Source organism: Nonomuraea purpurea (genome assembly GCF_042650645.1).
Lineage (GTDB): Bacteria > Actinomycetota > Actinomycetes > Streptosporangiales > Streptosporangiaceae > Nonomuraea > Nonomuraea purpurea.
The window spans coordinates 69,921-82,598 of record NZ_JBHSBI010000043.1; the positions used below are offsets into that span (position 1 = coordinate 69,921).

At 73.0% G+C, this 12,678-nt stretch carries 9 protein-coding genes; 4 read left to right on the forward strand and 5 right to left on the reverse strand.

Annotation, left to right across the window (positions count from 1 at the left end):
* Positions 1–13: 13 nt before the first annotated feature.
* Entirely contained in the window at positions 14–4,501 is a 4,488-nt protein-coding gene (locus tag ACFOY2_RS49705; RefSeq protein WP_379535181.1) for a polymorphic toxin type 27 domain-containing protein, read from the forward strand.
* 80 nt (positions 4,502–4,581) lie between these two features.
* On the opposite strand, the gene ACFOY2_RS49710 is transcribed toward ACFOY2_RS49705, so the two are convergent.
* A complete protein-coding gene (locus ACFOY2_RS49710) occupies positions 4,582–5,580 on the reverse strand; it encodes an ArsR/SmtB family transcription factor (RefSeq protein ID WP_379535182.1) in 999 nt (332 codons plus the stop codon).
* A 67-nt stretch (positions 5,581–5,647) separates the two neighbouring features.
* Here ACFOY2_RS49710 and ACFOY2_RS49715 point away from each other — a divergent pair, with 67 nt between their 5' ends.
* Positions 5,648–6,850, forward strand: coding sequence for an MFS transporter (locus ACFOY2_RS49715; RefSeq protein ID WP_379535183.1), 1,203 nt, complete (start codon positions 5,648–5,650; stop codon positions 6,848–6,850).
* Here the strand turns inward: ACFOY2_RS49715 and ACFOY2_RS49720 are convergent.
* The 4 genes from ACFOY2_RS49720 to ACFOY2_RS49735 form a co-directional block, all read right to left on the reverse strand.
* Entirely contained in the window at positions 6,834–7,664 is an 831-nt protein-coding gene (locus tag ACFOY2_RS49720) for an alpha/beta fold hydrolase (RefSeq protein WP_379535184.1), read from the reverse strand. The genes ACFOY2_RS49715 and ACFOY2_RS49720 overlap by 17 nt on opposite strands.
* Positions 7,636–8,127 (reverse strand): hypothetical protein, encoded by a 492-nt coding sequence (locus tag ACFOY2_RS49725; RefSeq protein ID WP_379535185.1) that lies wholly within the window; start codon positions 8,125–8,127, stop codon positions 7,636–7,638. Before ACFOY2_RS49725 ends, ACFOY2_RS49720 begins: the two co-directional genes overlap by 29 nt.
* Positions 8,128–8,161: 34 nt before the next feature.
* The gene (locus ACFOY2_RS49730) at positions 8,162–9,514 is read right to left on the reverse strand and encodes a sensor histidine kinase (protein ID WP_379535186.1); all 1,353 of its coding nucleotides are present in this window, start codon (positions 9,512–9,514) and stop codon (positions 8,162–8,164) included.
* A gap of 129 nt (positions 9,515–9,643) precedes the next feature.
* Complete coding sequence (locus ACFOY2_RS49735) at positions 9,644–10,846, reverse strand: PP2C family protein-serine/threonine phosphatase (protein WP_379535187.1); 1,203 nt, start codon at positions 10,844–10,846, stop codon at positions 9,644–9,646.
* A 192-nt stretch (positions 10,847–11,038) separates the two neighbouring features.
* Between ACFOY2_RS49735 and ACFOY2_RS49740 the strand changes: the two genes are divergently transcribed.
* Both ACFOY2_RS49740 and ACFOY2_RS49745 read left to right on the forward strand, forming a co-directional pair.
* On the forward strand, positions 11,039–11,788 hold the full coding sequence (locus ACFOY2_RS49740) for an NUDIX domain-containing protein (protein WP_379535188.1): 750 nt from the start codon (positions 11,039–11,041) through the stop codon (positions 11,786–11,788).
* A gap of 64 nt (positions 11,789–11,852) precedes the next feature.
* Entirely contained in the window at positions 11,853–12,314 is a 462-nt protein-coding gene (locus ACFOY2_RS49745; RefSeq protein WP_379535189.1) for a hypothetical protein, read from the forward strand.
* Positions 12,315–12,678: the final 364 nt, after the last annotated feature.

The window sequence follows — 12,678 nt, forward strand, 5'->3', positions numbered from 1 at the left end:
CTGAAAGCTGACCATGCGCACCAACGCATCTTCTTCGCGCCGTACCCGGCGCCCTCTTTTAGGACGGCTGCGGGCCACCACCGCAGCCTTCGCCTCCGCCGTCGTCGTCGCCTCGGGAGCGCAGCTCGCGCCCGTGCCGGGGTTCGGCCCGACGGCCGCCTACGCCGACGACCCGCCCTACGACCTGGCGCGCGCCGCCGACATCCGCGCGGCGCAGTGCCTGCTCACCGTCGTACAGCGCAAGGGCAGCCAGGACCTGAAGGCCGTCGCCCGCGCCGGGCTGAGCGGCACCGACGACGTCCTGCTGCGCAACGCCGCCCCCGACTACTGGTCCGACCCGCCGACGCCACTGAGCATCGCCTACGACAAGGACCGGGATCGGGCCTTGGCCAAGGTGGACGAGCTCAACGGCCGGCCCGACGTCTGGGAGCAGTCGCTCGACGTTCCACCTCCGAAGGGCTACACCGAGACCGGGTTCCGGTGGATCGAACAGAAGGACGACCCGTTCTTCAAGGTCGGCCTGACCACCTGGAGCAGCAACCAGTTCTGGACCGACGAGAGTGACTTCTACGCCGACCAGACCCCGGTCGCCGCCAAGGAGTCCGTGGACGCGGTCAACGCGATCGCCGCCGAGCGGTACCCGGAGGACGGCGACGACTTCGAGGGGTGGCGGGCGTGGCGGGACATGGCCTTCCTCCACCCCATGTACGCCGACGACGCACGGGCCTTCCTGGCCCGCGGCGGCTTCCCGACCAGCGCCCCCGATCCGGACAGCATGGAGTTCCGGGTCGACGTGGAGAACCTCAAGGCCCGCTACGCCTCCTGCACCAGCCACAACCCGCCCGACCCGAAGGGGGTCCTGACCGCCGAGCTGGCCACGGCCTCGATCGAGTGGCAGCAGGAGGTGGACGGTCAGCGCGCCCAGCGTGACACCATCCTGTCCGAGGAGGCCCAGGCCTCCGCCGACCTCCAGGTGGCCTCCCAGGCCCTCGGCGAGGCGCTCGGCCAGTCGATCATCGCGGTCCGGCTCGCCGACTGGCAGGCGTACTGGCTCAAGCAGCCGTCCGACACCCCGAACTATCCGAGCGCGTCCGACTTCACCAAGGTCAAGAACGACATCGTCAAGGCCCAGGCGATGGCGCTCGGCCGCGTCTTCGTCGCCGCGCGCGCCGCCCAGTCGGCGCAGCGCCACGCGGACACCGCCGTGGCCGCGCAGCAGGCCGCGTACACGATCGCGGACGGCGCCGGGCTGCCCAGGGGACGCGGCCTGCTCTACGGCCAGCAGGCCGTGCAGGTCACCCGCGCCTCGGCCGCCGCCGCGCTGGCGGTGGCCAAGGCGACCGAGACCGCCTCGAACGCCACCCGAGCCTCGGCCGCCGACAGCAAGACGCTGATGGCGCTGGCCGAGACGCAGGCGCACGCCTCGCGGGCCGAGTTCCGGCGCATCGCCGCGCAGGAGGCCGCCGCGCAGGCCAAGGCCGCCGCCGACGGCGCCGCCCGCCAGGCCGACCTGGCCGCGGAGAACGCCGCCAAGGCCAAGGACGCCCAGGCCAGGGCCGAGGCCGCCGAGGCGACGGCGAAGGCGGCCGCCGACGACGCCCGCGCCAAGCGGGAGATCGCCGAGTCCGAGCGCGACAACGCCAAGCGGCAGAAGGACATCGCCGCCCAGCAGCGGGCCAACGCCGCCGCGGCGGAACAGCGGGCGCAGTCGGAACGCCAAGTCGCGGCCGGCGCGCTCAGCGACGCCCAGGCGGCGGGGACGACCGCGGCCAACAAGAAGAACGTGGCGCTGGAGGCCGAGCGCAAGGCGGTCGCGGCGCGCGACGAGGCCCTTGAGGCCGAGAGCCAGCGCGACGCCGCGGTGGCCAAGTCCGCCGCCGCGGACGCGCAACTGGCCGCCGTCGAGGGCACCGACGCCGCCGGGGACGCCAGGACCGCCGCCACTCAGGCGCGTTCCGCGGCCGACCGGGCGACCACGGCCGCGACCAACGCCCGCGCCGCCGCCGACGAGGCCACCGCGGCCGCGTCCGCCGCCCGCGAGGCCGCCACCCGCGCCGAGGGCTCCGCGGCCCGCGCCAGGTCCGCCTCCGACGCGGCCCAGCGCGACGTGGCGATCACCAACGCCGCCGTCAAGCAGGCCCACGCCGCGGCGGCCGACGCCATCGCCGCCTCGTGGGCGGCCTCCATCAACGTCAAGGAGGCCAAGGCCTACGCCGACACCGCCAAGGCCAAGGCGGTCCAGGCCAAGGTCGACGCCGTCATCGCCCGCAAGGAGGCCGACGCCGCCCGGGTGAGCGCGGTCAAGACCGCCGGGTTCGCCTACGCCACCGCCCAGGCGGCGCTGGCCGCCCGCGACTCGGCCGCCCAGGTCATCAAACCGGCCAACGACGCCATCGAGCTCGGCTCCCCCTACAAGGAGAGCGACGCCTCCGCGGGTCTGGCCGTGCTGACCGCGCAGGCGTCCAAGACGCTCGCCGCCCAGCAGGCCGCCGTCGCCCAGGCCAAGGCCGCCCAGGCCGACAAGGCCGCCAAGGAGGCGCAGGGCCTGGCCGACAAGGCCGACGCCGACGCCAAGGCCGCCGCGGTCGCCGCCGCGGAAGCCGCGAAGTCCGCCGCCAAGGCCGTGGCCGCCCTCGCCAGGGCGCGCGCGTCGGCGGCCGAGGCGGCAGCGGCGGCCAAGGCGGCGGTGCAGGCCGAGGCCAACACCGTCGAGTACGACCGCCGCGCCACCGAGGACGCCGCGCGCGCCGACTCGGCCGCCACCGCCGCGGAAGGCTACGCCGCCGACGCCCGCAACTCGGCCGACGAGGCCGAGCTGGACGCCGCCTCGGCCCGCGACGCCGCCGGCGCCGCGGAACGGGACGCCGCCACCGCCCGCGACGTGGCCACCCAGGCCGAGAAGGACGCCACCACGGCCGAGAACGCCGCGGCCCGCGCGCGCGAGGCCGCCGAGGAGGCCCAGCAGGCCGCCCGGCGCACCGAGGAGGCGGCCGACCGGGCTCGTGAGGCCGAGCGCGCCTCGCAGGCCGGTCCGACCGGCCTGGCCGGGGTGATCGCCACCGTGAACAGCCCCTGGTTCGAGATCAATCCCAAGAGCAACTGCGTCGGAACCGGGTCGGGCGACGACATCGGCTGCGACATCGACCTCGAGTACCACATGTGGGGTGAGCAGGACTACTACCTGCTGTCCTGCCCGCAGGCCGGCCACGGGATCGCCGACTGCACGGTCTCCCTGCAGCTCGACTATCTCGGCAGCGGGCCGTTCGAGGTGCGCTACACCAAGCGCACGCACATCAACGGCTGGGAGCTGACCCAGGCCGTCATCGAGGGCCTGGCCCGAGCCCTGGTCCACGACTACGTCGGCTGCTGGAAGAAGGTCAGCGGCACCGGCGGATCGGCCTCCAACTGCGCCTGGGCCGTCGGCGGCATCGTCATCCCGCCGGTGATCAAGGCCGGGTACGTGTACGCGGCCGGCGTGCGCGGCGCCCTGCGCGGGGGCGCGTCGGTCGGCTCGGCCCTGTTCCGGCTGCGGTACTCCGGGCTGTCCGGCGCGGCGATCTCCGGCCTGGAGCAGTCCGCCGGCAGGACGCTGGCCGCGGGCCAGTGCTTCCCTGCAGGCACGATGGTGGACACGGAGAACGGCCCACGCAGGATCGAGGACATCAAGGCCGGCGACCGGGTGTGGGCGGCCGATCCGGAGACCGGCGCGCGCACCCTGCGCGGCGTCACCCGCCTGTTCCACCGCACGGTCGACTCGCTGGTGCGGATCACCACGGCCGGCGGGACGCTCTCGGCCACCGAGGGCCACCGCTTCTGGGTGCAGGGCAAGGGCTGGACACGGGCGGAGGACCTGCGGCCCGGCGACGCGCTCCAGGACCCGTCCGGCGCGGCCAGGCCCGTCCAGGCCGTGTCGGCCTCCGACGGGCCCGTGGAGGTGTACAACTTCGAGGTCGAGACCGACCACACCTACTACGTCTACATCGGCGGGACGCCGGTCCTGGTGCACAACGACTGCATCGACGACTTGGTCAGGAGCGGTGACCGGCTCGTCCTCGGCATCGGTCAGCACTCCGACGCCCTGGCCAGGCAACTGGGCGGGAGCGCGTTCACCCTCAACAAGAAGGGACTCGGACTGCCGACGCCGAACGGCGACGGGCGTCCCATCTGGATGTCCGCGGTCACCCGAGGTATGGGCGACGACGGGGTCAGGCTGTCGGTCAGCCTCGACGGCGTCTACGTGGACGACGCCATGAAGACGCTGGCCAAGACCCCTGACGAAGCCGTGACCTCCCTGCTGGCAAGGGCCGACCGGGTTCCCGCCGGTGACTGGCGCACGGTGGCCGACCCCGCCAACAATCTCGGGACCGCCTGGGAGATGTCGGAGCTGCGGCGCGCCCACCGGCTCGGCAAGCGCGACTGGAACGCGGTGGACTTCTACATGACCCAGGGCGGTGAGGTCGTCCGGGTGCGTCCGAAGATTCCGGCCCCTCCGGCCGGATGAGCTGAAACGGGCAGTCGCCCCCGTCGGGGAACGGGGGCGGCTGCCCGGCCGGATTCGCAGGCGGGCGGGGAGCGGGGCGCTCAAGACGATCTGGGCCCGGTACCGAGCAGGGCGGCTCCCAGGTCGGTCATGACGTACAGGACATTGCGCCCGCAACGCTCGCGCGCCACGAGCCCGCTCTGCCGCAACACCGCCAGGTGCTGCGAGACCGCGCTGGGCGTGACACCGAGCGCGCGGGCCAGGTCCGTGGTCGTCGCGGGCGAACGCAGCGCCTCCAGCAGCTCGGCCCGCGCCCGGCCCAGCAGCCGGACCGCGCTGCCCGGGGGCGGCCGGGTTCCGATGGTCCACAACGTCCCGGCGCCCCTGGCCGGATAACGCACCGTGGTCTGCGTGGACGTCCTCTTCTTGATCAGCACGTACGGCGAGCCGAGCACCACCGGCATGAGCACCAGCCCGCCAGGACCGAGATCCACCGTGCGCTCGGCCCGCCACCGCTCCCCGGTCAGCACCAACTGGCCGTCGCACCAGCGCAGATCCGGGTGCAGGCCGGAGAACACCCGCTCGGCGCCGCCGGCGGCCAGCCGTTTGGCGTGATGGACGACGTCGGCGTCGAGCACGGCGCGGATCCGCGACCAGTGTGGCGCGACGAGCCGGTCGTAGGCCGTGCGCAGCTCCGCGGCGATCGCGCGCAAACCGGAGGCGGGGTCCTCGGCGAGCCGCGCGACGGGGGCGGGGGGCTCCGCGCCGAACACGCGCCGCAGGCTCGTCCGCACGTCGGCGGCGGTGGTGCGCAGCAACGCCGCCAGGTCGTCCTCGATCGTGGCCCCGGGACCACTGGGCGCGGGCACGAGGAACTCGGGCCAGTTCAGCCGGTCGCTCACGATCAGGGGCCAGGTGCAGGCGAGGTCGAGCGGCCGCCGGGCGAGCTCGTCACCGGCCCAGCGCAGCCAGCGCAGGTTGATCGGGTGCCGGTCGCGGCCGCCCAGCTGCTGCAGGCCGGCGACGGTCTCGGACAGCGGCGAGATCGCGAACCGGGTCGCCGCGAGCTCGGCCACCCCCAGCTCGATCCGCAACGCCACGGATCGATTATGTAGCGCTGCCCTAAATGTTGTCGCGGCGGCCCCGGCACATCGGACGATCGCCGCCATGACCACCTCTCCCTACCGGCGGTTGTCGTGGGCTGCCGGGATCAGCGGCGTCGGCGACGGGGCCTTCGCCGCGGCCGTTCCGCTGCTGGCCGTCGCCATCACCTCCGACCCGAGGCTCGTCTCGGTCGTCTCCGCGGCGACGTATCTGCCCTGGCTCCTGCTGTCACTCCCCGCCGGCGTGCTCGTCGACCGGTATGACCGCATCGGCCTGATGTGGCGTTCACAGGCGATCCAGGCGGTGATCGTCGGCGCCGTCGCGATCCTCGTCGCGCTCGGCCACATGAGCATCCCCGTGCTCGCGGTCGCCGCCTTCTGCCTCGGGTCGGGCGCGGTCCTCTTCGCCAACGCGGCCCAGACGGTGCTGCCGGAGATCGTCGGCAAGCCCCTGCTGCACCGGGCGAACGCCCATCAGCAGGCGATCAACACGATCGGGCCGCAGTTCGCCGGGCCGCCGCTGGGCAGTCTGCTGTTCACGGTCGCGGCTGCGCTGCCGTTCGGGATCGACGCCGCCACGTTCCTGCTGTCCGCCGCGTTGCTGGCGACGATGCCCCGGCGTCCGCGCCGGCGGACGGAACACCTCCCGATGGGGGCGGCGATCGCGGACGGCCTGCGCTGGCTGGCCGGTCACCGGCTGCTGCGCGCGCTCGCGCTCCTGGTCGGCGTCAACTCCTTCTGCTTCCAGCTCGGCAACGCCACCCTCGTCCTGCTCGCGACCCAGACGCTCCACCTGGACGCGCGCGGCTACGGCCTGCTGCTGGCCGGCGCCGCGCTCGGGAGTCTGCTCGCCGCCCTGGTGGGGGCGCGCGCCGTCGAACGCGCCGGGACGCGCGCCACGCTGCTGGTCTCGCTCGCCGCGAACGTCGCCGTCTTCGCCGGGATCGGCCTGAGCCCGAACGCGGTCGTGCTCGGCGTCCTGCTGGCGCTCAACGGCTTCGTCACGACGCTCTGGAACATCGTGACGGTCGGCCTGCGCCAGCACCTCGTGCCCGCCGACCTGCTCGGCCGGGTGAACGGCGCCTACCGGATGCTCGGATGGGGGCTGATCCCGCTGGGCGCGCTGGCGGGCGGGCTCGTGGCGCACGCGTTCGGGCTGCGCGCGCCGTACCCGGTCGCGGGCGTGTTGCGGGGGATCGCCCTGCTGGTCGCGCTGCCCGTGCTGATGCGTGCCCTGACGGGAGATCGCGTCAAAGGAACTCGTTGATCAGGGCGGCCACGTCGCCGGGCTTCTCATCGACCATGTTGTGGCCGGCCGCCAGCTCCACCACCCGGATATCGGGGCGCGCCGCGGTGACGGGCGCCAGGTCGCGGCGGACCCCGCGGCGCAGGGCCGCCGTGAGCTCGCCGCCCGGCATGCCGGGCGGGTCCTGGGTGGCCAGGACGATCAGGGCCGGACACCGGAGGTCCATCAGGGAGGGGATGGCGTCGCGGAAGTGCGGCGCGTACCGCACGGCGGCCAGGAGTTCGGGGCCCGGCCGCAGGCGGCCGTCGGCGCCGACGGCGCGCGGGGGGACCAGCGGGACCTGCTCGGGCGGCAGCGGCTGGGCCATCGCGGCCTCCTGGGCGTCGAAGGCGGCCTTCAGCCCCGCCAGTTCCCGTTCCAACTCGGCCGCTTCCATGCCGGGGTAGTTCTCGGGGTCGTTCTCCGCGGAACGCAGGCCGTCCAGGTTGACGATGGCCGGGCACTCCGGATGCCGTGCGGCCCACAGCAGGGCCAGCATCCCGCCCAGGGAGTGGCCGACGATGGCGGGCGCGTCCAGCCCCAGGTGGTCGATGACGGTCTCGATGTCGCCGAGGGCCGTGTCCCAGTCCCACGGGCCGTCGCCTGACAGGCCGTGGCCGCGCAGGTCCATGGAGATCACGCGGTGCGCGCCCGTCAGCGCCGGCGCCACCTCGCGCCAGGCGTCCAGCGTGCCGCCCAGCCCGTGCAGGAGCAGGACGGGCGGGCCTTCGCCGCCGTGGTCGCGGACGGCGAGCCGGACCGCCTTATTAGTGATGGTGACGTCGTGCTGCGACATGCTGCTCCTTGGGGAGGTTGAGCCGGGCGCGAACGGAGGCGGCCGTCACCCCGCCGCCGGGATGCCGGTCGAGTTTCGCGCGTTTGACCAGGTCGTGAACGCCCTGACGGGTGATGCCGAGCATCGCCGCCGCCGTGCTGAAGCTGACCGCCTCGGCCCCGGGATGCCCTGCCCGCCGCGCCACCACCCGGCCGAAGGCGCTGCGCCACCATTCGTCGGGCGGGTCGAACGGCGCGTCGCCGGGGAACAGCGCGGCGATCAGCCGGGCCGAGGTCATGACGGCCAGCCTGTCGTCGGGCCCCAGCAGTTGCGCGGCCCAGACCTCGGCCTCGATGCGCAGCCGCTCGCCCACGGCGCCGACGTGTTCGTCGGAGTTCAGGAGGATTTCCAGGGGGTCGGTGATGCGGATCTCCACGAGGCGGGCCAGCTCACGGGCCAGTTCGACGTGCTCGGCAGTGCTCACTTGACACACAATAGCAAGTACTTGCTCTCTGGTGTCAAGTAGTCATCTGCGGGATGCGCAGGACGAAGCGGGCGCCGCGGTCGCTGTCCTCGATCCGCAGCGTGCCCCCGAAGGACTCGGCGATCTGCCTGGCGATCGGCAGACCCAGCCCGGTGCCCCCGGCGTCCTTGTTGCGGGCGGCGTCGAGCCGGGTGAACCGCTCGAAGACCAGCTCGCGTTTGTCCGGATCGATGCCGGGCCCGTCGTCGACCACCTCCAGCTCCGCGACGTCCTGCGCGGCCTGCCGGACGGTGACCGTGACCGTGCTGTCCGCGTGCCGGTCGGCGTTGTCGAGCAGGTTGGTGATCAGGCGGGTCAACTGGAGCCGGTCGCCCCGGACCAGCACGCCGGATTCGAGGCGGCAAATGAGCCTTTTACTCGTCGGGCGGCGCGTCTGGCACTCGGTGTTCGTCAGCTCGGCCAGGTCGATCGGCTCGTCCGTGTACGGGGCTCCCGCGTCGAGCTTGGCCAGGGCGAGCAGGTTGGAGACGATCGCCTCCAGGCGGTCCAGGCTGCCCAGGATGCTCTTGCCCATCGTGGTCACGCTGGTGTCGCGCGGCGCCTGCAGGGCGTCCTCCACCTCGGCGCGCATGGCGGCGATGGGGCTCCTCAGATCGTGGGAGGCGTCGGAGGTGAACTGGCGCTGCTGTTTCATCGCGCGGTCGAGGCGGGCCAGAGTGAGGTTGATGCTGTCGGCCAGCCCGCTGATCTCGTCCCGGCTGGAGGGCACGGGCACCCGGTGGCCGGGGCACGAGGCGTTGATCTCGTCGAGCTCCTTGCGGATGGCGCTGACCGGCCGCAGGGCCGTGGTGACGATCCGGTGGCCGAGGTAGGTGATGCCCACGGCGATCCCCACCGCCGACCCGGCCACCAGGGCGGCCAGCCAGGGCTCCACCCACAGGGGGATGGCGGGCGAGGAGGTGTAGACGGTCCAGTTCCCCTCGGGCCGGTGGGCCGACTGGGCGACCACGATCGCGCAGTCGCTGTCGGGGAAGATCCCGTCGCACACGACGGCTTCCTTGCTGTTCAGGGGATCCGGCGCGAGCTGCGCCATCGGCGGTTTGCCGTGCAGCGCCGGGGTGGAGGCGACGACGCGGCCCTTGTGGTCGACGATCTGGATGTTGCGGGAGTGCAGTCCGCTGAGCGGGGGACTGGGCCACACCTCCTCCTCCAGCCGCGTGGCCACGCGGCCGCCGGCCGCCCGGGTCTCCCTGGTGAGAGTGTCGGTCGCGAAACTGTGGATGGCGATCATCAGGACGACGGCGAGCACCGTGGACATCAGGGCCGCCACCACGCCGGTGAACAGTGTGATGCGGGCGGTGATAGAGGTTGTGTGGTGCGCGTTCACCCTCCGCCCCCTCGTCCGGATGATGCGGGGTGAGAAGCGCTCGGCTTGGAGACGGGGGAACCGGGCCCTGTCACGTTATGCGTTTGTGATTTAGATCATACCCGCAGGTCAGACCGCATTCCAAACGCTTCAGGGCGTCAGCCGCCGCTCCTCGCCGCTGTGCCACTCCAGCATCAGGACGGTGGCGTCGTCCTGGAGCCGGGCGCGCTGGTGCTGCAGGATCGCCTGGATCAGGCGGCGCAGCGTCTCGGGGGCCGTCAGGCCGTTGGCCTCGTGACGGATGATGAAGTCGATGAACCGTTCGAGGCCGAACAGCTCCCTGTCCGGGCTCTGGGCCTCGATGATCCCGTCGGTGAAGAAGACCAGCCGGTCGCCCGGCTCCAACTGGTAGCGCAGCAGGCCGGTCGACGGGCTCAGCCGGAAACCCATCGGCGGGTCGGGCTCGCTGGTCAAGGTGGCCACGAGCCGGCCGTCGCGCAGCACGAGCGGCGGATGATGCCCCCGGTTCACCCAGCTCAGCCAGCCGGTACGCAGGTCCAGATCGGCCAGCACGCCCGTGGCGAAGCGGCCGGTGAACTGCTCGGCGATGGCCGCGTCGATGTCCTGGCCCGTCGTGGGCAGATCCTGCCGCTCCCGACGGCTCTGCCGGAACGCCGCCACCGCGACGGAGGTCGTCAGCGCGGAGGAGGTGTCGTGCCCCATGGAATCGAAGATCGCCAGGTGCAGGGCGCCCTCGTCGAGGGCGTAGTCGTAGGCGTCGCCGCCCACCTCGTACGCGGGTTCGAGCATGGCGCTGACCACCACGTCGGCGTCGGCGTACGTGCTGGGCGGCAGCAGGTTCTGCACCACCTCGGCCGACAGGCTCACGGACCGGGCGCGCACCGCCCTGGCGTAGGAATCGCTGGTCGGGCCCTTGCCCACCACCAGCGCCGCGATCAGCGCCGCCAGTTGCTTGGCCCGCCACTCGGCGAGCTCCCCGCCGACGGTCGCGGTCAGCCCCAGCACGCCGACGCGCTCGGTGCCGTTCAGCAGCGGCACCCACCACTGCTCGCCCTCGCCCTCTCCCCGCGACTGGACGAGCTCCGCGCCGCGAAAGGCCAGCCCCGCCAGCGTGGTGTCGATCTTGAACGGCTCCAGGGGCTCGCCCGACCCCGCCCGCTGACCGGGCAGCGGCACCAGCGACATCTGCTGCAGGTCGGTCACGTAGATCACCGCGTCGGAGAACCCGGCCAGGCCGCCGTGCTCGGCGACGATCGCGGGCAGGTCCTCCATCGAGGCCATGTGACAGGCGCCCAGCAAGCCGCCCAGCATCAGCTCGCCGTCGCTCTGCATCGGCCACCTCCTTTCTCTCGACGGGCAGCCGGGCGTCGCCTGAAAATACCCAGTACGGCCGCCCGGGAACCGATTCCTTCCCTCGCCGTCAGCACCACCGCCGCGGGCGGCGCGCTCAGCGCCTGGTCGGGCTGAGAACCGGCCGCGTGGCGATCGTTGTCAGACGGTCCGCGCTCCGCCAGCATGAGCCCGGTGATCGAGCCCCTGTCGCGACCGTCCCGCGTCGAACTCCTGGAGGTCGACCGGATCCGGCTGGTCGAGACCGCGCCGCCCCGGGTGCCGCCCGAGGAGCGGGAGGCCATGAACCGGGTGTGGGAGCAGGCGGTACGCGCCAACCCGAGCCTCTTCGACGGGCCGGCGGCGGCGTGCGCGGGGCTGGAACGAGAGGGGCCGCGCGGCCTGGTGCTCACCTGGGTGAGGACCACCTACCGTCACTACGCCCTGCGCCGGGTTCCCGGCGCGACCGCATCGTTGCCGTCCCTGTTCGTGGCCGTCGTGCAGCCGACGAACGACGGGCGCCTGCTGGTGGGCCGGATGTCGGCGTCCACGGCCTCACCCGGCCGCTGGCAGTTGCCGGGCGGATCCGCCGAACCGCCGCAGGGCCGGGAACCGCTCGACACCTCCGCCCTCCGCCGGCACGCCGCCAGGGAACTGGCCGAGGAGACCGGCCTCGACACCGCGCCGGGCGAGCTGAGGCTGTGGCTGGTCACCCACGACGAGGAGGGGCACGTCGGGGTCCTGTTCCTGGCCCCGCACCGGCCGGAGTCGCTGCTGCGCGAGCGGTACGCGGCCCTGGTGTCTTCGGAGACGGCCCATGGCCGCGAGCCGGAACTGGCCAGGATCGCCTTCGTCCGTTCACCGGCCGAGGTCGCGGGGCTGGACGGGACGCACGTCGCCTTCCTGAAGCCGGTCATCGCCCACTGGGGCTCCGCCGCGACGTAGGGTCCAATGCAGCAACCACATCCCCGGCCGCACCAGCGGCGGTCCTTGCGAGAGAGAAGCCCGGATGACCGTCACGCCCGCTCACCTGCACGACCTCGCGAGCCGTGCCGAGGCGCTCACCACCGAGGCCCTGACGCTCGGCGGCGGCCCGCCGGAAGGCGACTACCTCGCGGTGGTGCAGCAGGCCGTCGAGTCGCTGGCCAGGGGTGCCGAAGCCCTGCGGCGGGCAGCCGCGGACCTGGCCGAACTCCAGGCCCAGCCGTGCGGCATGCCATGGACCGTCTGCCCCGAGCACGGCAACACCCTGTCCTCCAGCGCGGGCATCTCCACGTGCCGGGTGTGCCGCCGCACCTGGCACTACGACCGGCTGGGCCGGCCGTGCCGGGAGCCGGTGACGTGGAAGGTGATCGACCGCGCCGGGACGGAGACGAGGATGTGCGACGGCCACGTCCTCGGGGCCCGCGCGGCCGTCGAGGGCGCCACGTTCCTCCGCCTCGACGAGGGAGGTGCGGGCGTACGGCTGTGACCAGGTCGTGGCGCTGGTCGAGCAGGGCCCCGCGTTCGTCTTCGCGTCAATGACGCCGGGACCGATGCCCGTTACCGATGCTCAGAGTTGACGACCCGAATCGAGGCGTGCCATACTGTGAGCGGGATCGAGGTTGACGAATAATATAGGCGTTGCAACTCGTTTCTTTTTTGGGTTATGCTGCCCTTCCACGTTACCCCTGACGTCACCCGTCGCTCGCTCTGAGCGCCGGGCCGTCCGGCGTGCGTGCAGCAAGTCCACCCCGATCCCTCGGAAGGACATCTGTTGGCAGCCTCGCGCAACGCCTCCGCCGTACCCGCTGGTCCCCGTCGCGTCTCTTTTGCGCGCATCCAGGAGCCCCTCG